The 23246-nt window shown below is 63.9% G+C and carries 22 protein-coding genes; 9 read left to right on the top strand and 13 right to left on the bottom strand.

What is annotated here, in order from left to right; translation table 11 throughout:
- Nucleotides 1-106: 106 nt before the first annotated feature.
- Nucleotides 107-2929: a TonB-dependent receptor domain-containing protein gene (locus LY632_RS12795; protein WP_234091514.1), complete on the top strand. Its 2823-nt coding sequence runs from the start codon at nt 107-109 to the stop codon at nt 2927-2929.
- 92 nt (nt 2930-3021) lie between these two features.
- On the opposite strand, the gene LY632_RS12790 is transcribed toward LY632_RS12795, so the two are convergent.
- From LY632_RS12790 to LY632_RS12780, 3 genes are read right to left on the bottom strand one after another with little or no spacing between them, the layout of a single operon-like run.
- Nucleotides 3022-3942 carry a class I SAM-dependent methyltransferase gene (locus LY632_RS12790; protein WP_234091513.1) on the bottom strand — a complete coding sequence of 307 codons (921 nt, stop codon included), beginning with the start codon at nt 3940-3942 and terminating at the stop codon, nt 3022-3024.
- Nucleotides 3939-5627, bottom strand: coding sequence for a tetratricopeptide repeat protein (locus LY632_RS12785; protein ID WP_234091512.1), 1689 nt, complete (start codon nt 5625-5627; stop codon nt 3939-3941). Before LY632_RS12785 ends, LY632_RS12790 begins: the two co-directional genes overlap by 4 nt.
- Entirely contained in the window at nt 5624-6367 is a 744-nt protein-coding gene (locus LY632_RS12780) for a 2OG-Fe(II) oxygenase family protein (protein WP_234091511.1), read from the bottom strand. The genes LY632_RS12785 and LY632_RS12780 overlap by 4 nt, the downstream gene beginning before the upstream one ends.
- Before the next feature lie 133 nt (nt 6368-6500).
- Between LY632_RS12780 and LY632_RS12775 the strand changes: the two genes are divergently transcribed.
- The 5 genes from LY632_RS12775 (at nt 6501) to LY632_RS12755 (ending at nt 11019) form a co-directional block, all read left to right on the top strand.
- Nucleotides 6501-7670, top strand: coding sequence for an acetyl-CoA C-acetyltransferase (locus tag LY632_RS12775; protein ID WP_234091510.1), 1170 nt, complete (start codon nt 6501-6503; stop codon nt 7668-7670).
- Nucleotides 7671-7786: 116 nt separating this feature from the next.
- Nucleotides 7787-8572, top strand: coding sequence for an SDR family NAD(P)-dependent oxidoreductase (locus LY632_RS12770; RefSeq protein WP_234091509.1), 786 nt, complete (start codon nt 7787-7789; stop codon nt 8570-8572).
- Nucleotides 8573-8752: 180 nt separating this feature from the next.
- Nucleotides 8753-9625 (top strand): crotonase/enoyl-CoA hydratase family protein, encoded by an 873-nt coding sequence (locus tag LY632_RS12765; protein ID WP_234091508.1) that lies wholly within the window; start codon nt 8753-8755, stop codon nt 9623-9625.
- A 10-nt stretch (nt 9626-9635) separates the two neighbouring features.
- The gene (gene mtnP / locus LY632_RS12760) at nt 9636-10502 is read left to right on the top strand and encodes an S-methyl-5'-thioadenosine phosphorylase (protein WP_234091507.1); all 867 of its coding nucleotides are present in this window, start codon (nt 9636-9638) and stop codon (nt 10500-10502) included.
- A 49-nt stretch (nt 10503-10551) separates the two neighbouring features.
- Nucleotides 10552-11019 carry a MarR family winged helix-turn-helix transcriptional regulator gene (locus tag LY632_RS12755; RefSeq protein ID WP_234091506.1) on the top strand — a complete coding sequence of 156 codons (468 nt, stop codon included), beginning with the start codon at nt 10552-10554 and terminating at the stop codon, nt 11017-11019.
- A gap of 66 nt (nt 11020-11085) precedes the next feature.
- Here the strand turns inward: LY632_RS12755 and LY632_RS12750 are convergent, their stop codons facing one another.
- From LY632_RS12750 to LY632_RS12720, 7 genes are all read right to left on the bottom strand, one after another.
- Nucleotides 11086-12081: a type II secretion system F family protein gene (locus LY632_RS12750; protein ID WP_234091505.1), complete on the bottom strand. Its 996-nt coding sequence runs from the start codon at nt 12079-12081 to the stop codon at nt 11086-11088.
- A gap of 13 nt (nt 12082-12094) precedes the next feature.
- On the bottom strand, nt 12095-13066 hold the full coding sequence (locus LY632_RS12745; protein ID WP_234091504.1) for a type II secretion system F family protein: 972 nt from the start codon (nt 13064-13066) through the stop codon (nt 12095-12097).
- A 72-nt stretch (nt 13067-13138) separates the two neighbouring features.
- On the bottom strand, nt 13139-14425 hold the full coding sequence (locus tag LY632_RS12740; RefSeq protein WP_234091503.1) for a pilus assembly protein CpaE: 1287 nt from the start codon (nt 14423-14425) through the stop codon (nt 13139-13141).
- Nucleotides 14425-15072 (bottom strand): CpaD family pilus assembly protein, encoded by a 648-nt coding sequence (locus LY632_RS12735; protein ID WP_234091502.1) that lies wholly within the window; start codon nt 15070-15072, stop codon nt 14425-14427. The genes LY632_RS12740 and LY632_RS12735 overlap by 1 nt, the downstream gene beginning before the upstream one ends.
- A 16-nt stretch (nt 15073-15088) precedes the next feature.
- Nucleotides 15089-16633 (bottom strand): type II and III secretion system protein family protein, encoded by a 1545-nt coding sequence (locus LY632_RS12730; RefSeq protein ID WP_234091501.1) that lies wholly within the window; start codon nt 16631-16633, stop codon nt 15089-15091.
- 58 nt (nt 16634-16691) lie between these two features.
- Entirely contained in the window at nt 16692-17753 is a 1062-nt protein-coding gene (gene cpaB, locus LY632_RS12725) for a Flp pilus assembly protein CpaB (RefSeq protein WP_234091500.1), read from the bottom strand.
- 87 nt (nt 17754-17840) lie between these two features.
- A complete protein-coding gene (locus LY632_RS12720) occupies nt 17841-18341 on the bottom strand; it encodes a prepilin peptidase (RefSeq protein ID WP_234091499.1) in 501 nt (166 codons plus the stop codon).
- A gap of 251 nt (nt 18342-18592) precedes the next feature.
- Here LY632_RS12720 and LY632_RS12715 point away from each other — a divergent pair, with 251 nt between their 5' ends.
- Genes LY632_RS12715 through LY632_RS12705 form a run of 3 tightly spaced genes read left to right on the top strand, consistent with a single transcriptional unit; the run spans nt 18593 to nt 20738 of the window.
- Nucleotides 18593-19411 carry an alpha/beta fold hydrolase gene (locus tag LY632_RS12715; RefSeq protein WP_234091498.1) on the top strand — a complete coding sequence of 273 codons (819 nt, stop codon included), beginning with the start codon at nt 18593-18595 and terminating at the stop codon, nt 19409-19411.
- Between the two features lie 11 nt (nt 19412-19422).
- Nucleotides 19423-20517, top strand: a complete 1095-nt coding sequence (locus tag LY632_RS12710; protein ID WP_234091497.1) for an FAD-binding oxidoreductase — start codon at nt 19423-19425, stop codon at nt 20515-20517.
- Nucleotides 20518-20555: 38 nt separating this feature from the next.
- On the top strand, nt 20556-20738 hold the full coding sequence (locus LY632_RS12705; RefSeq protein ID WP_234091496.1) for a DUF1508 domain-containing protein: 183 nt from the start codon (nt 20556-20558) through the stop codon (nt 20736-20738).
- Nucleotides 20739-20762: 24 nt separating this feature from the next.
- Here the strand turns inward: LY632_RS12705 and rnhA are convergent, their stop codons facing one another.
- From rnhA to ispH, 3 genes are read right to left on the bottom strand one after another with little or no spacing between them, the layout of a single operon-like run.
- Complete coding sequence (gene rnhA / locus LY632_RS12700) at nt 20763-21209, bottom strand: ribonuclease HI (RefSeq protein WP_234091495.1); 447 nt, start codon at nt 21207-21209, stop codon at nt 20763-20765.
- A 28-nt stretch (nt 21210-21237) separates the two neighbouring features.
- Complete coding sequence (gene thrB / locus LY632_RS12695; protein ID WP_234091494.1) at nt 21238-22209, bottom strand: homoserine kinase; 972 nt, start codon at nt 22207-22209, stop codon at nt 21238-21240.
- 10 nt (nt 22210-22219) lie between these two features.
- Nucleotides 22220-23194 (bottom strand): 4-hydroxy-3-methylbut-2-enyl diphosphate reductase, encoded by a 975-nt coding sequence (gene ispH / locus LY632_RS12690; RefSeq protein ID WP_234091493.1) that lies wholly within the window; start codon nt 23192-23194, stop codon nt 22220-22222.
- Nucleotides 23195-23246: the final 52 nt, after the last annotated feature.

Here is a 23246-nt window from a genome sequence, read left to right as displayed (position 1 = left end):
CGACCCTTGGCCCTGTCCTAGACGCGCATCATTCGGATAACTGTGTCCGAAGGACCAACCGTGCAAGGCGTGCCCAAGGTGGGCACGCGGGATCAAGGGGATTCTAATGTCCAACCGATTTAACAAGGCAGCATTGCTTACCGGGACCGTCATGGCCGGCGCGATGTTCGCTACTCCTGCCTATGCGCAGGACGAAGAAGCCGCTGCCGCCGAAAGCGACCTGATCGTCGTTACCGGTTCGCGCATTCAGCAGCGTAACGTAGAAACCGCCGCTCCGATCGCGGTCGTGCAGGACGAAGAGTTCAAGCTCTCCGGCACCGTCAACGTCGAAAACGTCATCAACACCCTGCCGCAGGTCGTTCCCGGCTTCACGTCGGCTTCGAACAACCCGGGCACCGGTACCTCGACGCTGAACCTGCGCGGCCTCGGCTCGACCCGCACCATGGTGCTGGTCAACGGCCGTCGCTGGATGTTCTACGATACTGCGCAGATCGTCGACCTCAACACCATCCCGAGCTTCCTCATCGACAGCGTCGATGTGGTGACCGGTGGTGCGTCGGCCGTTTACGGTTCGGACGCGCTCGCCGGTGTTGTCAACTTCCGCCTCAAGCAGGTCGAAGGCCTCGAGCTCGGCGGCCAGTACTCGCTGACCCAGGAAGGTGACGGCGCCCGTTACCAGATCTACGGCGCGATCGGCACCTCGTTCGACGATGGCCGCGGTAGCGCGACCGTCTTCGCCGAGTACTACAAGCGCGACTCGATCTTCCAGGGCGACCGCGAGTTCTCGACCTTCGCTCTCGGTGACGGTGCGAACGGCCTCACCCCGGCCGGTTCGTCGACCCTGCCGAACGGCGTGATCCGCTACTTCGGTGACGGCAACCGCGCGGGTACCGATTTCGCAGCCAACCGCGCTGTCGTCTTCGACAATGTCCCGGGTGATTTCCGTCCGCGTGCCGGTGATCTCTACAACTTCGCTCCGGTCAACTACCTGCAGATCCCGCAGGAACGTTACCTGATCGGCGGTTATGCCGACTACGAATTCTCCGACGGCCACACCGCCTACACGGAGGTTTCGTTCGTCAACAACCGCGTTGCGCAGGAACTCGCCGCCACTCCGGTGACCGGCACGTTCAACGTCAGCCTCGCCGCCATCGCTCCGTTCCTCGGTGCGTCGGAAAATGCACAGCTGGCCCAGCTCGATGCAACCGAAACCACCGGCACCGGTGACGGCTTCCTGGACCTCTTCCTCCAGAAGCGCACCACTGAAACCGGTCCGCGTAACACGCTCGACGAGCGTAACGCATTCCGCGTTCTCGGCGGTGTCCGTGGCGGCATCACCGATTGGCTGAACTACGACGCCTACTACATGTATGCGCGTACCCGTAACGCCAACGTCCAGAAGGGCAACATCTCGCGCTCGGCCTTCCAGGCTGGCCTCGATGGATCGGCTGACCCGATCAACGTCTTCGGTCTGAACTCGCTGACGCCGGAAATGGTCGATGCCATCTCGATCCAGGCGCAGAACGGCGATATCTCGACCCTCGAAGTCGCCAACGCTGCCCTGTCGGGCTTCGTCGGCAACCTCGGTATGGGTGCTGACGATGTCGGCTTCGCAGTCGGTGTCGAATACCGCCGCGTTGCTTCGCAGTTCATCCCTGATACGGCCCTTTCGTCGGGTGACGTGATCGGCTTCAACGCCGGTGACGCGACCGAAGGTGCGTACAGCGTGACCGAGCTGTTCGGCGAGCTGAACATCCCGATCCTCGAAACCGACTCGGGCCTCCGCCTCGAGGTCAACGGTGCAGGCCGTTACTCCGACTACTCGCTCGATGCGGTTGGCGGTGTGTGGACCTACGCTGCTGGCGTCGAGTTCGCTCCCGTCGATGGAGTGACCCTGCGCGGTCAGTATCAGCGTGCGGTTCGCGCTCCGAACGTGGGCGAACTGTTCGGCGGTACCGCCATCGGCTTCCCGGGTGCGACCGATCCGTGCGGCACCGCCGCTGCGGTTCCGGCCGGCAACCTGCGTAACCTGTGTCTTGCCAACGGCGTGCCGGCGGCGAACCTGGGTACCGGCCTGGCGCTCCAGCTCGGTAACACGCAGATCCCGGCGCTCTTCGGCGGCAACCCGAACCTGCAGGAAGAAACCTCGGACAGCTGGACTGCCGGTGTCGTTCTGCAGCCGTCGTTCCTGCCGGGCCTGACCATCACTGCTGACTACTTCGACATCAAGATCGAAGATTTCATCACGACGGTCTCGCTGCAGCAGTCGTTCGACCTGTGCTTCATCCAGGTGCAGGACCAGAACGCCAACGTTTGCGCCCCGTTCTTCGGTGGTGGTCCGATCCGTAACGCTGGTGGCTCGATCACCACTGCGAATCCGCCGGCACTGGGTGGCCAGAACATCGCAACGCTTTCGACCTCGGGTGTTGACCTTCAGGTCAACTACTCGACGACGCTGCCGTTCTCGCTGCTCACCGACACCGGTGAACAGACCCTCGACCTCAGCTTCCTCGGCACCTGGACCGAGAGCAACCTGTTCGAGGCGTTCCCGGGTGCAGTTCCTGACGAGTGCGCAGGCCGCTTCGGTCTGATCTGTGGTGAACCGACCGCGTCGTACAAGTGGACGAGCCGCGCCTCGTTCATCGACGGTCCGCTGACCACCTCGATCCGCTGGCGTCACCTCAGCTCGGTTCGCGATGACGACGATAGCACCGACTTCGTCGTCGAGCGTATCCCGGCATACGACGTGATCGACCTGACCTTCTCGTTCGACGTGAACGAGAAGGTGACCCTGGCAGTCGGCGTCAACAACCTGTTCGAAGAAGGCACTGTCCAGCTTGGTGACAACCAGGAGCAGGCCAACACCTACCCGAGCACCTACGACCTGCTCGGTCGTGACTTCTTCGCTTCGGTGGGCTTCAAGTTCTAAGAAGCGCGTCACGCGAAACAGAAATCGGGCGGTGGAGCTTCGGCTCCGCCGCCCTTTTTCGTTGTGCAAAGGGTATGGGTATTCCCGCCCCGTCAGCTTGACTGGTTGGCAAGGCGAAGAATGCGAAAGTCGGCGCAGGGCCTTTGGCTCGCGTGGTCATGCAGAACTTCGACGGTTTCAGCCTGAAGTCCCGCAGCGGCCAGTGCCGCGTCAAAGGCGGCAGTGTCCTCTGTTGTCTTGCAGGCCCGTTCTAACGATGAGATCCGTTCTAACTCATTGGTGGCCAGCGCCTCGATCTGGCGCAGCAAGACTGCGATTTCCTCAGTCCGAATGTCGGCCTGCATGACCAAGGTGCGCCGAACCGCCTCAGCTATCTCCCAAGCCGCCGACTGTGGGCCGAACCGCCAGCTGCCTTCCTCTACAATCTGGGCAATGGCCATTGGCGTCGCTGCAAAGGCTCGGCCCCGTGCGGCCAATGTTTCGTGCGCCAGCGCGAACAGGTTTTTCCGCTCGAAGATCCAGCCAATCTGCCGCTGCCGTTCGCGGTTGTGGACCATGATCGGGCCGTCGATCCGATGGGTCAGGAGGCCGACGACTCCGTCCGGAGCGAGCACACGGGCAATTTCGTTGGCGACCTTGGCGATATCACCGTACTCGAACCCGAATTGACTCACGACGGCATCGTAGCTGGCGTCTTCGAATGGAAGTTGTTCCATCGATACACCGGCCCGGATTTGTGTCCCCGCTGGCGCAGGCGGGAGTTGCGGCGCAATATCGATCCCGATTGCATGGAGGTTCGGGAGCTCCTCCCGGAGCCAGCACATCACGCGACCATCGCCAGTGGCTAGATCGAGCAGGCGAACTCGACTAGGCAAGTGGCGAACAAATGCCCGCCATGCCGCGCGTTGGGATGCCTCGATGCCGCGCCAGCCTTCGGGAAGACAGCCCCCGCTCCCTTGCCCCCGCTGCTGCGACCAGAAGTCCCCCCAGGCCTTCTCGTCAGCAACTGTCATGCATGGGCATCATTGCCCGTGACGACATCGAACGCAACTGTCATTCGTCGGCCTTCCCCGAAAGGCGTGGTGCCGTGGTAGAGCGTGCTGGGGAACAGCGCCAAATGGCCGACCTGCGGCTCAATCACGCGGACAGGACCGAGATCGACCCGCAGGTCCGGGGCAGGGCGACCAATCTCCAGCGCCCCGTCACGGGCGCCACGTCCCTCAGGCAGGATCAGGTAGCATGCCGAACTGAGAATTCCCTGCGGATGGATATGCGCTGCGTGATGGTCACCACCGCCGTGCAGGCGAACCGACCACGAGCCGAGCATTTGCCACGACGCTTCCCGATGGCGCAGCAGGGGATGGCTCGAATCCGCACCCGGCAACCGGCCACGGTAGTCCTCCACCGTCCGGAGAATTGCTTGCTGGAGCCGGGCGAATTCGGGTTCGAGCCGGTGGAACAGGATACCCCGCGTCTGTGATCCACCACGCAGAGACTGCCCCAGCGGCATCGGCGAGCGGTCGTGCAACGTATGCAGTCGCTCGATGGCTGGGGGCAGGATCGCATCCGCGTCGGACAGCGGGAGCAGGGAGACGAGCCCCTCCTGTTCGTGCAACCACGCGGCCCTGTCATCGCCAGCCATGCGCCAGCCGATGCCGCGCAGCGCCCAGGCCGCGATGTCCCACGGACGCTCCGAGAGCGCTTTGTCGAGCGCCGCAAGTGCGCTCTCTGCATCACCTTGCCTGATCCGATGGCGCGCCTCCTGTAGCCATCGGTCGGCTCCCTGAACCGAGAGGTCGGCAAAGATGGCTTCGGCCCGCGCATCGTCCCCGGCGAACCCGGCGTTGACCGCTTCCAGCAAGGCGAACTGCTCCATCGCCGGGAAGCGCGCCTGTGCCGCCGCGGCAACCTCCGCCGCCTCGGCCGCGAAATCGAGACCGGCCAGCACGGCTATATGGTCTGCCGCGATAGTCGCGTCGCGCGGCACCTTTTGTGCCGCCATGGCATAATGCGAGGCCCAATTCTTCTCCCCTGCCGCATGGCGCAACTGGGCAAGAAACCGCAGCCCCTCGAGCCATTGCGGGGCCTGCTCGACCAATTGCTCGGCAATCTCCCGAGCGCCTGCCGCGTCGCCTGCCACGTCCAGAGCCTGCGCCCGCGCCAGCCACAGGTCGGCCTCGGCAGGATTGGCGGCAAGCGCCGCATCGACCCGCGCCAACGCCCCCGGCTCACCGCGTTCGATGGCCGTCCGCGCCCGACCGTGCAGGGCGCGCTGGTGGTTGGGGTCGAGCCGGAGGCAGACATCATACCAACGCGCCGCCGCCCCCGGTCGGCCCGCGGCGCGCTCTGCCGCCGCCCGCGCCGAGCAATAGCGCGGCTGTTGTGCGCCCAGATCCTCGAACGGCACCAGCACCCGGACCGCATCCCCGGCACGGCCCGCCCCTGTCAGCGCAATCGCAAGGTTGAGCGCGAAGTCGAGTGACCCGGGCTTTGCCGCCAGAGCTGCTTGGAAAAGACTTGCGGCCTCCAGCTGTTCGCCCCGGCGCATCGCAAGGTTGCCTGCACTGTTGAGCAGCTCGGCATGGCCCGGATGCTCTGCCAAAGCCTGTTCGAGCAGCGACTTGGCTCCTGCCGGATCACCGCCGCGCTCTAAAGCAACGGCCCGCGCATGCCAGCTTTCCGGCGGCGTCTTGCTCACCGATCCCGCAGCCAGCCGGTGATGGCATAGCGGCCCAGCGGCGCGAAGGGTGCGACCATGCTGACCGAATGCGGCTGCGGAACGAGCAGCATGTTGAGCGTGTTGAAGCGCGGCAGGAAGCCTTGAGTGATATTGCCCTTGTCATCGAAGAACTGGAGGTAGCCGCCCCAGTCGGGCTTCCAGCCGTCGATGGTGAAGTTCATCACATAGGCGACTTTCCACCCCTCGGCGACGTGGCTGTCGATATGCAGGCCGAGGAACTGCGCCTTGGCGAACAGGGTGGCCTGCCCGTCGGCCTTCACCAGATCCTGGAAACCGGTGATGTCGCGCGCCAGCTGGATGAATTCGGGCGCGTTGATGTATTCGAGGATCAGCTCGTGCGGGCTGCCGGGGGCCCAGCCTTCCTGGATCGCCTGCAGGATCGGGTATTGGGCATAGCGGAAGGCGTAATCGCCGCGTCCCGCCGCCGCATCGGTCGCCGCGCCGAGCGCCTGCGCGCGTCGCTGCCCGTCAGGCGTGCCCATGTCGCGCGGGAGGACCTGCTGTGCGCCCTTGAATTCGCTGCCGTCGGCCTGCATGGCCAGGCCCCAGGGGGTCGCCTTCTGCAGGATCATGCGGATTTCCTCGGCCGTCTCGCGCGTCAGGAAGTCGTGCACCTGCACCCGCGTATCGCGCTTGAACCGGGCCGCCAGTTCCGCCCGGTCGAGTTCCGGGTTTATCTCGAACAGTTTCTTGGTCATGATCCTGCCACGCTTTATTCCGATGGCCTCCAGCTTGGCAACCGCTGGCCGATTGCAGGCGACAATGCCAGTTGACGCAAACGTAAGGCGACCCTAGGCCAGTGGCAAATCGAAACGTTTGAGGAGAGACTCGATGACCGCCGCCTATATCGTCGACGCCGTGCGCACGGCCGGGGGCCGCCGCGGAGGGCGCCTTGCCGGCGTTCACCCGGTCGACCTGCTCGCCAGGTCGCTCGATGCGCTGGTCGAACGGACCGGGATCGATCCCAAGGCCATCGATGACGTCATTACCGGCTGCGTCAGCCAGGCTGGCGAACAGGCCCTGCAGATTGGCCGCATGGCAGTCCTCGCCTCGAAGAACCTCCCGCAGTCGACTCCGGCGGTGACGATCGATCGTCAGTGCGGTTCGTCGCAGCAGGCGATCCAGTTCGCTGCCCAGGCAGTGATGAGCGGAACACAGGACGTGGTGATCGCCAGCGGCGTGGAAAGCATGAGCCGCGTGCCGATGGGCTCGAACGTCACGTTGCACATGAAGGAAGGCCTGCTGAGCAAGGCGAAAGGGCTGGAGGAGAAATTCCCCGGCATCAACTTCAGCCAGTTCATGGGTGCGGAGATGATCGCGCGCAAGCACGACTTCTCCAAGGAGGATCTCGACCGCTTCGGTTTCTCGAGCCACCAGAAGGCCATTGCCGCGACCAATTCGGGTGCCTTTGCGAACGAGATCGTGCCGGTCGAGATCGAGACTCCTGAAGGCACCGAGATGCACACCGTCGACGAGGGCATCCGCTTCGACGCCAGCCTCGAAGGGATCGCCGGCGTCAAGCTGCTCAGCCCGGAAGGTCGCATCACCGCCGCTACGTCCAGCCAAATCTGCGACGGTTCTTCGGCAGCGCTGATCGTGAGCGAGCGCGTGTTGAAGGAACACGGTCTTACGCCGCTGGCCCGCATCGTGAATCTGACGGTCACGGCGGGCGATCCGGTCATCATGCTGGAAGAGCCGTTGTTCGCGACCGACAAGGCGCTCGAGCGCGCGGGCATGAAGATCGACGATATCGATCTCTATGAAGTGAACGAGGCCTTCGCCTCGGTGCCGCTGGCCTGGCTCAAGCACACCGGCGCCGATCCCGAGAGGCTCAACGTCCATGGCGGTGCCATCGCGCTCGGCCACCCGCTCGGCGCTTCGGGCACCAAGCTGATGGCGACGCTGGTTCACGCGCTCCATCGCCATGGCAAGAAATTCGGCCTGCAGACGATGTGCGAAGGCGGCGGCGTCGCCAACGTGACCATTATCGAGCGGGTCTAATCACGATACCAGTAACCCACGCCCGTTCGGGCTGAGCTTGTCGAAGCCCAGCCGCTCCCTTGTGGCTGCCCTTCGACAGGCTCAGGGCGAACGGATCAACAGTTCAGGAGAGAACCATGGAAGTTTCAGCCAATACCCCCGCCGTCGTCACCGGGGGCGCCTCGGGCCTCGGTGCCGCCACCGCCCGTGCGCTCGCCGCCAAGGGCGCCAAGGTCGCCATCTTCGACATGAACGAGGAAAAGGGCAACGCCATGGCCGCCGAGCTGGGCGGGGTTTTCTGCAAGGTCAACGTCACCAGCGATGAAGATGTCGATGCCGGTTTCGCCAAGGCGCGCGAAGCACATGGCCAGGAACGCATCCTCGTCAACTGCGCCGGGATCGGCAATGCCATCAAGACCGCCAGCCGCAGCAAGGAAGACGGCAGTATCAAGCACTTCCCGATTTCGGCCTTCGATTTCGTCATCCAGGTCAACCTGATCGGCACCTTCCGCTGCATCGCCAAGTCGGCGGCCGGTATGCTGACGCTCGATCCGCTCGACGAGAACGGCGAGCGCGGGGCAATCGTGAACACCGCCTCGGTGGCCGGGGAAGACGGCCAGATCGGCCAGGCGGCCTATTCGGCCTCTAAGGCCGGCGTCATCGGCATGACCCTGCCCATCGCGCGCGACCTGATGAACGAAGGCATTCGCGTCAACACCATCCTGCCGGGCATTTTCGACACCCCGCTGCTCGCCGCCGCGCCGCAGAACGTGCGTGACGCGCTGGCCGCCTCGGTGCCGTTCCCCAAGCGTCTCGGTATCCCGACCGAATATGCCAAGCTCGCCATGTGCATGATCGAAACCGGCTATTTCAACGGCGAGGACGTGCGTCTCGACGGGGCCATCCGCATGGCCCCGCGCTGAGGGCGATGATTTGACTGTCCTACACGGCGTGTGCGTGGCTAGGATCGAACAATGACGATCCGCCGCTCCTTATTCGCATGGGCTTTTCATGCGGGCGGGGGCGGCGGATTTTTTTTCGCCAGGACTGTGTAACATGTGGTCCATGTCCAACAGTCCGACGGCGCCCGGAGGAGAGGCACGATGAGCGAATACACCCAGATCCTGGTCGACAAGAGCGAGGGCATCGCCACAGTCACGCTCAACCGGCCGGAGAAGATGAACGCCTTCACCGGCACGATGATGAACGAGATCATCGCCGCGATGGACGATATCGACGCCGACGACCATGTGCGCGCGGTGATCTTCACCGGGGCAGGGGACCGGGCCTTCTGCGCCGGGGCGGATCTGACGCCCGAGGGCGGGGGCAGGGTGTTCTCCGACCCGACCGAGGTCGACGATCTGTCCGACGAGCGTGTGCGCGATGGCGGCGGGCGGCTGACGCTGCGGCTGTTCGACAGCACCAAGCCGCTGATCAGCGCCTGCAACGGTGTGGCGGTGGGCGTGGGCATCACCATGCAGCTGCCGATGGATATCCGGCTGGCCTCGGACAATGCCCGTTACGGCTTCGTCTTCGCCCGGCGCGGGATCGTGCCGGAAGCGGCCTCGAGCTGGTTTCTGCCCCGGCTGGTCGGGGTGCAGCAGGCGCTCGAGTGGTGCTATTCGGGCCGCGTGTTCGACGCGCAGGAAGCGCTTGCCGGGCGGCTGGTCCGCTCGGTCCATCCGCAGGGCGAACTGATGGATATGGCGCGCGGACTGGCACGCGAGATTGCCGACAACACCTCGGCCGTCTCGGTTGCGATGACCCGGGCGATGATGTGGCGGCTGCCGAGCGAGGACCACCCGATGGGAGCGCACCGGATCGACAGCCGCGCGATCTATCGCCTGTCGCGCGGCAAGGATGCTGCCGAGGGCATCGCCAGCTTCCTCGAAAAGCGCGCCCCGGCCTATCCCGGACGGCCGAGCCAAGATATGCCGGACTTCTACCCCTGGTGGGATGAGCCCGAATACAAGTGAGCAAACACAAGTGAGCAAATGGCATATCGGCGTCCTCGGCGGATCGGGCCTCTACGAAGGCATCGCGCTGGAGGAACAGCAGGTGATCGAAGTGAAGTCGCCGTTCGGCGCGCCGTCCGGACCGGTCACCACCGGCCGGATCGGCGATGTCCGGCTGACCTTCATGGCGCGGCACGGGGCCGGGCACCGGCTCAGTCCCAACACGGTCAATTACCGGGCCAATGTCGATGTGATGAAGCGCTGTGGGGTGACGGACCTGCTGGCGATCAGCGCCATCGGCAGTCTGCGCGAGGAAATGGCACCCGGCAGCTTCGTCGCAGTGGACCAGTTCATCGACCGGACCATGGGCAGGGCGAGCAGCTTCTTCGGCGAGGGCCTGGTGGCGCATGTGGCGCTGGCCGATCCGGTCTGCGCGCGGCTTTCGGCGCTCGCCGCCGATGCGGCAGAGGCAGCGGGGGCCAGAGTCCATCGCGGCGGGACCTATATCGCGATGGAAGGGCCGCAGTTCTCGACCCGCGCCGAAAGCCGGATGTACCGCGCCTGGGGCGGGGATGTGATCGGCATGACCGGCATGCCCGAGGCCAGGCTCGCGCGCGAGGCCGAGCTGCCCTACGCCATGCTCGCCATGGTCACCGACTATGACAGCTGGCGTGACGAGGAAGCCGGGGTCGAGACAGCAGACATCCTCAAGGTGCTGAGCGACAATGCCCAGATGGCGCGCGACAGCTTGCAACACCTGCTGGCAACGCTGCCCAAGACCCGCGAGCCGAGCCCGCATGATACCGCGCTCGAATACGCCATCATCACCGCGCCCGAACAGCGCGATCCGGTCCTGATGGCCAAGCTCGATGCGGTAGCGGGGCGCGTATTGGGATAAAGCATTGCTTGCCTTGCCAGCGGCGATGGTTTCCGTAGAAACCAGTCTGATGGCGACCAAGACGAGCAATCTCCCGGTGCTGGCGGACTTCCTGCCCTACCAGCTGTCGATCGCGTCCAACGCGGTCAGCGGGCGGATCGCCGAACTGTACCAGGCCCGATTCGACCTCAAGATCGCCGAATGGCGCATCATGGCAGTGCTGGGCGAAGCCGAGGCCCGCACCCAGCGCGAACTCTCCGCGCTGACGCTGATGGACAAGGTCGCGGTCAACCGGGCCTGCAAGGTGCTGGAGGACCGCGGGCTGGTTGGCCGCCGCCCCAATGAACAGGATGGCCGTTCGCACCATGTTGCGCTGACGGAGGCGGGCAGGGCGATCTATGGCCAGATCATGCCGCTGGCGCGCGATGTCGAAGCCCAATTGCTTGAACCGTTCACGGCCGAGGAGCGGGAGGTGCTGCGCGACCTGCTGAGCCGCATGCGGATCGCAGCGGGTGGAATCGAAGCGGCGGAAAGCTGAAGTCGCTTTCCGCCGCCCGATCGCCCTTGGAGGATTCGACCCTCGGGGGCTGGAGAACCCGCCGCGCTACATCTTGAACGCGTCGCTGATCGAACAGGCCGCCGGGCCGAGAATGACGATGAACAGCACCGGCAGGATGAACAGGATCAGCGGGATGGTCATGATCGCCGGAAGGCGCGCGGCCTTCTCTTCGGCGCGCATCATACGCTCGTTGCGGAACTCTGCCGAGAGCACGCGCAGCGCGCTCGCCAGCGGGGTGCCGTAGCGTTCGGTCTGGACCATGGTCGTCACCACGCCCTTCACAGCCTCGAGATTGACGCGGTAGGCGAGGTTGTCGAACGCCATCTTGCGCTCGGTCAGGAACGACAGCTCGATCGCGGTCAGGGCGAATTCGTCACCCAGTTCCGGATAGGCGCGGCCCAGCTCCTTGGCGACGCGGTTGAAGGCAGCGTCGACCGTCAGACCGGCTTCGGCGCAGATGACCAACAGGTCGAGCGCGTCGGGCAGGCCCTTGCGGATGGCGTCGGTACGCTTGGTCGCAAGGTTCTTGAGATAGAATTCAGGTCCCTTGTAGCTTGCAAACAGGACTGCAGCGAGAGCACCGAACCTCTTGAACTCGCCCCATTTGGGGAAATAGTCGATCCAGTAGATCACCACCGCAGCCGCGATGCCAAGCACGATCGGCAAGACCAGTCGTGCACCGATGACGTAGACCGCCAGTTCCTTGTTGCGGATGCCGGCCCAGGCCAGCTTCTGCTGCACGATCTCGACCTGGCTTTGCTGTAGAACCTTCATGTTCTTCAGCGTGTCCTTGACCTTTTCGGTCGAGTCGGTCTTGCGGACCAGGCTCTGGCGCTTCTTGCCGCTGGCCTTGACGATGCCGGCCTTGAGCTCGTCGCGACGCTCGTTGAGTGCCTTGACGCGTTTTGCCATCGGATCCTTGACCGTCAGCGCGGCGTAGATCGCGAACATCACTGCCATGGCGGCGACCCCGGCGAGGATGGTGCCGACAAGGATGACGTCGAAACCGAGCAGGGTCGGGCCGGTTGGATTGTTGATCATGACCGTCCCTCCCTTAAATCTCGAAGCTGACCATCTTGGCCATGATGAAGGCGCCGATGCTCATCCATACCATGCCGCCCAGTCCGGCCACGATCAGACGATCTTCGGTAAAGAAGCCGCTGAGGTACTCGGGGTTGATCCACCAGATCATGGTGAAAACAATGAAGGGCAGCGAGCCGACGATGTAGGCCGAAGCTTTCGATTCCGAGCTCATCGCCTTGATCTTGAGTTTCATCTGACCTCGCTTGCGCAGCACCTCGGCCAGGTTCGACAGCGTTTCAGCCAGGTTGCCCCCGGTCTCCCGCTGGATCGCAAGCGTGATGCAGAAGAAGTTGAACTCCGCAATGCCGAGCTTGTCGCCCGTCTGCGCCAACGCTTCCTCCATCGGCTTGCCGATCTTGATGCGGTCGACGATTGCCTTGAATTCGAAGCCGACCGGGCCGGGAATTTCCTGCGCCACGACCTGCAGTGTTTCCGTCACCGGCAAGCCCGAGCGCAGTCCGCGCACGAGCAATTCGATGGCGTCGGGAAACTTCGCATTGAAGGCGTTGGTACGCTTGTTCATCATGAAATTGACCGCAAGGTGCGGGAACCCTGCGCCCACCATAACGCCGACTACGAGCGACATCATCGCGGCGCCGCTGCGCAGGTACATCAGCACCGCGACAGTGAGGCCGATCCCCAGCGAGGCATAGAAATACTGGCTGACGGTCCAGCCTTTGCCGGTCCGGTCGAGCCGCAATTCCAGGGCTTCCAGCCGCGAACCCGACCCGGCCAGCTTCATCGCCTTGGGCTTGCGCGCGGCAATGGCCTTCTTCAGTTGCGATTCGACCTTCGCATCCGTGCTTTCGGAATGGCGATAGCGCACGGCGTTCAGCCGACGCTGGCTTTCCTTGGCTGCCGAAGGGCCGGATAAAGCGGCATAGCCGATCACCAACATGGCCATCAGGCCACCTGCGAACAGCAAGAGCTGCAAGATGCTCATGCGCGATCTGCCTTTCTCGTACCTGGTGCCAAACCGGAGGGAGGGGCGGGCCTTCCCTCCGGCGGCAATTCCTTAGCCCGCCGTGGCTTTTTCCTTGGCGGACTCTTTCTTCTTCAACAGCGACTTGAAGTCGAAGTTGCCGAGCAGCGAGCCCTTCTTGGCCGATGTGCCGTCGGTAACTTCCTCGTCGGAAGCGCCGATGATGCGCTCCGCCAGCTGGCGGATGACCTGGCTCGATTTTGCGTTGCGATTGGCATCGGCAAACACCTGGCCCAGCTTGGCGGCATTGGCGGCTGCCTTGGCATCCAACGGGATGGTGAAGTCGATGCTACGCTCGATCGAGGCTTCGAAATCGGCTTTGCTGATCTCGATCGCGCCGGTCTGCACCTTGTTGGCGACAATGATCGGCTGTGCGTGGGCTGCGTTGCTCTTCAGCCACGACAGCAGGCGGATCGTGTCACGCGCCGATGCGAGCGTCATTTCCGTGGCCAGCACGACGACATTCACATCGGCGAGCAGGTGCGGGAAGTTGATCAGCATGTTGCGCGGCAGGTCGATGACGGTCATTTCGAACGCCTGGCGGAACTCTTCCTCCAGTTGCAGGAATGCCGACCCGTCGGTCATCAACGGCGAGTTGATCGGAGCCTCGGCCGAAAGGATAGCGAGGTTGTCGTTGGCGCGGATCATGGCGCGTTCGATAAACAGACCGTCGATACGGCTGGGGTTGTCGATTGCGTCGGTCAGGCCACGACCCGGCTCGAGGTCGAGCGCCAGCGCGCCGGTGCCGAAATGGACATCCAGGTCGAGCAGTGCCGTCGGCATCTTGTGATCGTCGCTGAACAGCCATGCTAGCGAGGTCGTCAGCATCGACGCGCCGACACCGCCACGGGTGCCCACGACAGCGGTCGAGATGTGGCGCTTCACCGCATCTGGATCGCTGTGCTTGGGCGCGGCGAACACGGCCTGGGCCTGATTCAAGCAGTCGCGCAGCTGCCCTGCCGAAAGCGGCTTGAGCAAATAGTCATGGATGCCGCTTGCGAGCAGGTCGCGATAGAGGCGGACATCGTTGACCTGCCCGATCGCCACGACAACCGTGCCGGGTTCGCAAACCTCGGCAAGGGCGTTGATGTCGTTGAGCGGGTCGCCGCTTTCCGACAGGTCTACCATCAGGATGTTGGGGCTGGCCGAGACCGAGAGCGACTGCACAGCGTTGCGCAGGCCGCCCTTGTTGCACTTCTCGGGCTGCCAGCCCATCTCGATGACCACGGGGCGCAGGATATCCAGCGCGGTGTCGTCGCAGATATAAGCGGCGAATGGATCACGATTGCCGGACATGCCGGAACTCCAGGGCGCGTTCATTATTGACCTCCTCCGACACCGCCGCCAGGCAGCTTGCCGCCGGCACCTTCACTGGCTGAATCACGATATGCTTCGACGGCCTTTGAAGACCGGCGGACAAAGGTTTCGCCCGAGCCTTCATCCCCGGCGACGAGGTCTTCCGGATCGGCGACCATGGCGGCGAGGTTGCTGTTGATCGCGCAACCGTAACCGGGATGCGTTCCGTTGGTGTAGTTCATTTCTGACTGAACCGACCAATCCGGGCAGCCGGGAACCGACGCACTTGAGCGAGTCAGAACCACACGGGCAAAGCCGGGCTGGACATAGCCGCTGGTTACCGGCGCACCTTCGGCGATGAGGACGCCGTGACGACCGGCGAGCGAGCTGATCGCTTCCTTGGTCGAAGGGCTCATCATCGGATCTTCAATTGCCACACGATCGCCGTAACGAAGGTCCATCGCCGCGAACCAGCCAGCGAGGCGCTGCTGCTCGGGGATCGACAGGCCGCCGCGATCGGTCTTTACGTCGAAGGTGTAGTTGGTGCGTTCGACCACCGGCTGCTTGGTGCTGTACAGCGTCGCGTTCTGCGGCATTCCGCCACAGGCAGCCAGTGACAGGCCGACCGACAGGGTGAGAAGCCCGGCGAAATTGCGCTTGAGATTGGTCATTGGTCTCACTCCCTGATTAGAGGCTGAAGCCAGGCGCCGCGGATTCGGCGCGGTCTTCCGACTGCTTCTTCTTTTTCGGCTTCTTGCCGTCTTCGGGCGACGAGCCGGGCAACACGGCCAGCGGTTCGATCGAGCCGACAGCCGGCGGAGGCGCATCGCCTTCGCGGGTGCTCGGCTTGGTCGCAGCCGGATCGGCGGTCGGACCGTTTTGCTGGAACCCCAACATGCGCTGGAACTCGTTCGGGCTCTGATAGCCGTCGGTCGGCAGCGCGATGTCATTGCCGTTCACCGGCTTGACCAGATAGGGCGTGATGACAATCACCAGCTCGGTTTCGCCGCGACGGAACGAAGTCGAACGGAACAAATTTCCGAGGATCGGAACATCGCCGAGACCAGGAGCCTTTTCGATCGAGTTCTGGGCCCGGTTGCTCATCAGGCCAGCGATCATGAAGCTCTGGCCAGAACCCAACTCGACGGTCGTTTCCGCCCTGCGGGTCGATATCGCCGGCACAGTCGGATTGGCGCTGAAATCCAGCTCCGATACTTCCGAGCGCAGGCGGATCGATATCCGGCCATTGTCGAGCACAACCGGGGCATAGGCGAGGCTGATGCCATAAGGCTTGAACTGGATCGAAGTGGTGCCGAGACCTGCCGACTGCTCGTAGGGGTATTCGCCGCCTGCCAGAAACTCTGCGGTTTCGCCCGAAAGCGCCGTCAGGTTGGGCTGCGACAGCGTGGTCAGCAGGCCGGTGTTTTCAGCAAGGTCGATCGCCGCCCCGATTTCAAGACCGAGGAACTTGCCGAAGCCGGCCACAGTGGCCATTCCGGGGAGCGTCGTGACGACGGTCGATCCGGCCGGCCCGCTTGTTACGCCTACTCCGACATCGCCGCCTGGAGTGAAGTCCTTGATGGCCGTCCGGGTGGCAGTGCCGACGCCGCCCTTGAAACCGCTGGTTCCATCGACGGTCAGCAGGTTCGCCCCGATCACGCGGGCGAAATTCCGGTTTACCTCGGCAAAGCGGACTTGCAGGTTGACCTGCAAGGGGGTCGCCATCTTCAGGCGGCTGATGACGTTCACCCCCTCACCAAGAAAGGCTGCGACGAGGCGTTCGGCCTCAGCAACGTCCTCGGGCGAAGAGACAGTGCCGGTCAACAGCACGGCGTTGGAACCCATGGTTGCGGTCGAGATCTTGGCTTCGGGCATCGCCAGCGCCAGCATCTGGTCGAGGCTGTCGATATTCGAGCCGACCCGGACATCGGCCGCCCAGATAATGTCCCCATTGGCATTGCTGGCGTAGATGGTCGTCTGGCCGCCGGACTTGCCGAAGATGTAGAGCTGCTTTTGCGACTTGATCTGGACATCGGCCACCGCATCGTTGGCGATGAACACATCGGTCATGGTGCCCGGGATGGTGACCAGCTCACCGCGACCGATCGAGATCACCACTTCGTCGGAAGGACGCGTGATCGATTGGGCATTGGCGAGGCTGGCAGGGCCGGCAGCGACAGGAAGCGCAACCAGGCTCAGCATCAGCGCTTTGGCAATCAGGCGACGTTTCATGGTCTTGCCCCTTGAGTTATCGGCTTGACGGCGAGGATTGTGTTGAACGGTCATGGTCTTACCTTTCCTCGCCGGTGAGGACCCTGCCGGTGGCGCCGACAGCTTCCTCGGAGGTGCTCTTGCCGCGGCTGACGCGCACGGTCGGCAGCTTGCGAACGACTGCCTCGGTGCCAGGCTCGATCACGCCGGACTTCTTGGCGGTTTCGATGAAGGCCACTGCGGCTTCCCTGGCTTTTTCTTCCTTGCTCTTCGGCAGGGCCGAGCTCTGGAAGCGCGAGACGTCGCCGCCGGTCACGAAGGACGTCGGTCCATCGTTGGGGGCATTGAGCGCTGCCTGCAGGATGCGTTCCTCTTCCTCCGGCGTAGCACCGTCGGGGATCTTCACGTCGCCCGAGGCAATGGCGCGCTCGAGCTCGGCCTGGTTGTCGGCGATCGAGCGCAGGGCCAGGCTGAGAGTGCCGAGCGTCTGTGCGACTGCGACTTTCTCGGCGATCCGCGGCGTCACTTCGAGAGTGACCGAACGGAAAGCCCGAACAATCGTCTTGCCGTTCTTGCTGGTCGACTTTTCAGTGCGCTGGTCGGTGGCGAGCACACGCAGATTGCGCAGGATGGTCTCGGTAGCCTTGAGGCCGCCTTCCTCGCCCTTGACCGACTGGGTCAACATCAGGTCGACGCGGTCGCCCGGGAAGACGAAGCCGGCCACCCCTGTGTTGGCCGAAACTGGCACGGTGATGGCGCGCATGCCCGGCCCGAGTGCCGCAGCCAGGAAGCCACGGTCGCCCGGCTTGACCAGCGAGCCCTGGGTCACAGGTTCGCCAGCGGTAATCGGCAGGCGCACGACAGTGCCGAGCAACTGGGTGATATCGGATTCGCCTTCGATGAAGTAAGCGTCCTTGACCAGTTCCTTCGGCCACTTCTGGAAGCCAAGGGCTTCAGCCGTAATGATCGTGCCGGCCGGCAGCGCGCGCTGGGAAACAAGAACCTTGGGTCCCTGCGGTTCCTTAACAGCGGCCTCGGCCTGCGGTGCGGCGGCTCCTGCAAACATGCTGCGGGCTGCAAGGGCGGTGCCCACTGCAATAATCAGCGCCGCAAGCAGCAGAACCAGCTTCTTCCTGTCCATGGCTACAAAGCCCCCTTCAAACAGACCCGCAAAAACCGCGGGCAGGTATGGTTGCCGTGACTACGGCCCAAGTGGTTAAAATCAGGTTCACCCCGTCGCAGCCGTCTGGCTGAGCGCGACAGCGGTGTGCGGGAGGTATTCGGTAGAGAGGATCCAGAGGCCTGCAGCCGAGATAGCCACCCCGTAAGGGATGGCCAGCCGGTCTTTCTGGCGGCGGGCGATGTGCCACATCCCGAAGAGCAGGGTCAGCACCCCGCCGACCAGCGCCATGATGATGACGAGCTTCAGGAAAGCACTAGGTGCGATCCACAGGGCCAGTGCAGTGAGAAGCTTAACGTCGCCGCCGCCCATCCAGCGCAGCGCGAACAATCCCGCGCAGACGAAGAAGGTGATAGCGGCGATGCCGAGCTGCCAGGCGACGTCCGGCCACAGGGCCAGGCCGCTGGTCCACCAGAACAGCGGTGCGGCCAGCGCGATGCCGGCGTTGAGCCAGTTGTCGATCTGGCGCCGCTTGAGATCGGTAAACGCGGCAATCAGCAGCGCGATTGCCAACGCTCCGAGCAACACGTAGTGGAGTGTGTCCAGCATGATAGCCCCTGTGGGTCCCCCTTCAGGAGGCCGGTGCTACACAACATCACTTACCAAAAAGTAACCAACGCCAGAGGTGCGCCATTAGCCATCCGCAATCAGCCGCCGCTAACCCTCTCGCTACCGTCTTTGATCGACGCGCCATCCCGCCGGCAGCAAGCGAGAGCCGCTTCCTCCTGCCGGACGGTCACGGCATCCGCCGGATCGACTGGCCGGGCACGAAGGGAGCCGCGCGCGGATCGATCCTGTTCATGCCGGGCCGGGGCGACAACTACGAAAAATATCTCGAGTGCCTCAATGAATGGCATCGTGCAGGTTGGCGGGTCACGGCGGCCGACTGGCGCGGGCAGGGCGCTTCTGGCCGGCTCGGAAAGGACGCCGTGACCGGGCACATCGATGACTTCGCAAGCTGGATCGATGACCTCGCGGCGCTATGGCAGGTGTGGCGGGCCGAAACGCCGGGGCCGCATGTGCTGATCGGCCATTCGATGGGCGGGCACCTGTCCTTGCGGGCTGTGGCCGAAGGGCGGGTCGATCCTGATGCATTGGTGCTCTCGGCCCCGATGCTGGGCTTTGTCGGCCAGGTCCTGCCGGTGCCGCTGATGCACGGCGTGGCGAAGCTGATGGCCTCGCTCGGCGACCGTCGCCGCCCGGCCTGGAAGTGGAGCGAGAAGCCGGGCGAAACCCCGGCGCACCGCGAGCAATTGTTGACCCACGACCGTGACCGGTACCAGGACGAGCAATGGTGGCGCGATAACCGCCCCGAGATCGTCATGGGGCCGGGCAGCTGGGGCTGGGTCGAGCGCGCCTATGCCTCGATGCGCGGCCTGTTCGATCCCGGCAAGTTGGAGGCGGTGGGGACCCCGGTGCTGCTGCTCGGCACGTCGAACGACAAGCTCGTGGCCTATCCGCCGATCGTCGAGGCGTCGAAGCGCCTGCCGCAGGGCGAACTGGTCGCCTTCGGCAAGGAAGCCTCGCATGAGATCCTGCGCGAGGTCGATCCGGTGCGCGACCGGGCCATGGCGGCGATTGCCGACTTTCTCGACCGCGTAGCGCCGTCGAGGAGCTGAAGACTCCCACTATGGCCGAGTTCGATATTGCCATCATCGGTGCCGGGATTGCCGGAGCCAGCCTTGCTGCCGAGTGCGGCGGTCATGCGCGGGTGTTGCTGCTCGAGGCGGAGGATATTCCGGGCTATCACACAACGGGGCGCTCGGCGGCGTTCTGGGAGGAATGTTACGGCGGGCCGGAGATCGTCCCACTCACACTGGCCTCCGGCCCCTACCTGCGCGATCACGGCTTCCTCAGCCCGCGTGGCGCGCTTTACATCGCGCGTGAGGACGGGATCGCGGCCCTGGATACCTTCATGGAGAAGTTCGGCGACACGGGGGCAACGATTCATCGGATCGGGCGTGCGGCCATGTTGGAGAAGGTGCCCGGCCTGCGCGAAAGCTGGATCGACGCGGTGTGGGAGCCGCTGTGCAGCGACATCGATGTGGCCGGGCTGCACCAGCATTATCTGACGCTGGCGAAGCGGCTGGGGGTCGATCTCCATTGCCGTGCCAGAATCTCGAGAGCCGAGCGCCGCGATGGAGCATGGCAGATCGCCAGCGAAGACGGGCGAGGCTGGACTGCGACGACCCTGGTCAATGCCGCTGGTGCCTGGGCCGACGAACTGGCGCAGCTCGCCGGAGCTCGTCCGCTCGGCATACAACCGCTGCGGCGGACAATCTGCCAGCTTGAAACCGATCCGCAGCCGTTGGCCGACCAGCCGCTGGTGCTCGACATTGCCGGGCAGTTCTACTTCAAGCCCGAGGCCGGGCGGGTCTGGCTCAGCCCGCATGACGAGGAGCTGAGCCCGCCCTGCGATGCCGCTCCCGAGGAACTGGCTGTGGCCGAAGCGATCGACCGGTTCGAACATGTCGTTGACTGGCAGGTCCGGCGGGTCGAGCGCAAATGGGCGGGCCTGCGGAGCTTCGCGCCGGATCGGCTACCGGTCTATGGGGCCGATCCCCATTGCGAGGGCTTGTTCTGGTTCGCCGGGCAAGGGGGCTACGGCATCCAGACGGCCCCAGCGGCCGCCAAGTTGGCGGCGCAATTACTGCTGGGCCTCGACCGTGATGATTTTACATCAGGGCTCGACGCAAGCCTCTATAGTCCGGCCCGGTTCGGGTAGTTCCGCCCGGCTGTTTACCAATCCAGAGAGGACCCGCGATGGCGCACCGTTTCGAAATCCGCAAGAACAAGAAAGGCGAGTTCGTTTCCTATTTCTGCTACAACTCGGAAACGATTTTCTGGACCGAAGGCTACGCCAGCAAGGCCAGCGCCAAGAACGCCATCGAATCGATCCTCAAGAACGGCCCCGGCGCGGAAGTGGTCGATACGACGAAGGAATAGTCCTGGCGCGAAGGCACGGGCGGCTCATGAGCCGCCCGTCGCCCACTGCTCCGCCGCGTCGCTGGCGAGCTTGTCGACGCGCTCGTTCTCGACATGGCCGTTGTGCCCGCGCACCCAGTGCCAGGTTACCTTGTGGCGCAATTCCGCCTCGATCAAATCGTGCCACAGATCCTCGTTGCGGACCGGCTTCTTGCTCGCATTGACCCAGCCGCGCTTTTTCCAGCCGTGGACCCACCGGGTAATCCCGTCGACGACATATTTGCTGTCGGTGTAGAGATTGACCTCGCACGGTTCGATGAGGGCGTTGAGCCCTTCGATGACCGCGCGCATTTCCATCCGGTTGTTGGTGGTGGCGGGTTCGCCGCCCGACATCTCTTTCTCGTGCTTGCCCTTGCGCAACAGCACGCCCCAGCCGCCCGGGCCGGGGTTGCCCTTGCAGGCACCGTCGGTGAAGATTTCGACCTTTTTCATCGCCGGGGCATGTAAACCGCGTTGGGAGCTATGCGAAGACCCTATGTCCCTGTTTGGCGTAGAAGTCCCAGCGTCGGGCGAAATCCATCGGATCCTTGCGGGTGACATGGGCATCGGTCGGCGTTTCGAACCAGTCTTCTGTCCGGCTGGCAACGAAACGCAGGCATGCGCCCTGGGCCAACAGTGTCAGGGCCGCCCGTTCGGCCGCTTCCAGTGGGCGAACCGATTCGTATCCCTGGATCAGCGCCGAGCCGATATCCGGTCGATATTTGCTGCCGCCCCGCTCGAAGCTCCAGGCCGCATGGGTGACGGCCAGATCATACGCCATGGCGTCGGTACAGGCGAAATAGAAATCGATCATGCCGGAAACCCGATCCCCCAGCATGAGGACGTTGTCGGGGAACAGGTCGCTGTGAATCACCGACTGCGGCAGGTCCTCGGGCCATGCCGCTGCGATCGCTTCAGAACGCGCTATGCAGCCTGCAAGAGCAGGATCGATTGCTGCCAACGCCGCTTCCCCGCACGCCGCCAACGTCGACAAATTTGTCACGAGATCCAGCGCATTGGCACGCGATTGCGGGAAATCGAGCGCGGCGCGATGCATCTGCGCCAGTGCCGCACCTACGGCGTGGGCCTGACCGGGAGTCGGGTGATCGATTGACACGCCGGGCAGGAATTCGATCAGCGCCACCGCCTTCCCGTGAATGGACCGGAATGATTTCCCGCTCCGATCATGGATGGTGCGCGGCACCGGAGCGCCCGCAGCCGATAGGTGATCGAGCAGGTCGAGAAAAAATGGCAGGTCTTCCAGGTCGATTCGCCGCTCGTACATTGTCAGGATGAAGCGTGCGCCGGTCCCGTCGCCGCCTGAGGTTTCGACAACCCAGTTCGAATTGGATACGCCTTCGGCAATGCCCTTGGCAGAGACCAACGCCCCGACATCGTATTCGGCGATCAGTCCGGCCAATGCCTCGGCGGGAAGGTGGGTATAGACCGCCATCCGCGCCGGATCAGTCCAGCAGTTGGCGAGGCAGCTTGAACACCATGTTTTCTTCGGCCGCGGCGATGGTGGTTTCTTCCACCGTGCGCCATTCGCCCAGGCGTTCAACCACTTCGCGCACCAGCTTTTCCGGCGCGGAAGCACCGGCTGTAAGGCCCAGCGTGCCGACTCCTTCCAGCCATTCCGCTTCGATTTCGGAGGCGCGCTGGATCAGGCGAGCATTGGTTCCAAGTCGCTCGGCCACTTCGACCAGCCGGAGCGAGTTGGAAGAATTGGGCGCACCGATGACCAGGACAAGGTCTGCACTGGGAGCAATCTGCTTGACCGCGGCTTGGCGGTTCGACGTTGCGTAGCAAATATCCTCTGCCTTGGGACCGCGCACCTCCGGAAAGCGTTGTTCCAGTGCGGCAATAATGTCAGCGGTATCGTCGACCGAGAGCGTGGTCTGCGTCAGATAGGCGAGCTGTTCCTCTGGGCCGAACTCCAGCGCGGCGACATCCTCCACCGTTTCGACCAGGGTCATCTGGCCCGGCTCGACCTGGCCCATGGTACCGATCACTTCGGGATGGTCGGCATGGCCGACAAAGATGATGTGCCGCCCTTTCTCGATCTGGCGTTCGGCCTGGCGGTGGACCTTGCTTACCAGCGGGCAGGTGGCATCGACATAAAGCAGCTCGCGCTTCTGCGCTTCGGCCGGGACCGATTTGGGCACCCCGTGAGCGCTGAACACCACCGGCACGCCGTCGGGTACTTCGTCCAGTTCCTCGACGAACACGGCACCCTTCGCCTTGAGCGAATCGACCACATATTTGTTGTGCACGATCTCGTGCCGGACATAGACCGGTGCACCGTATTTCTCGATCGCCCGCTCGACGATCTCGATCGCCCGGTCGACCCCGGCGCAGAAGCCGCGTGGGGCGGCGATCAGCAGCTGCAGGGGCGGTTTTGTCGAGTTCTGGTCGGGGGATGGAAAGGGCGCGTTCATGGAGCGCCCTCTAGCGCTTTCGCAACTCGCCCGCTAGGGCACGCGTGATCGT

It is taken from the genome of Erythrobacter sp. SDW2, from assembly GCF_021431965.1.
Classification (GTDB): Bacteria; Pseudomonadota; Alphaproteobacteria; order Sphingomonadales; family Sphingomonadaceae; genus Parerythrobacter.
This window is presented reverse-complemented; position numbering and strand designations above follow the sequence as displayed.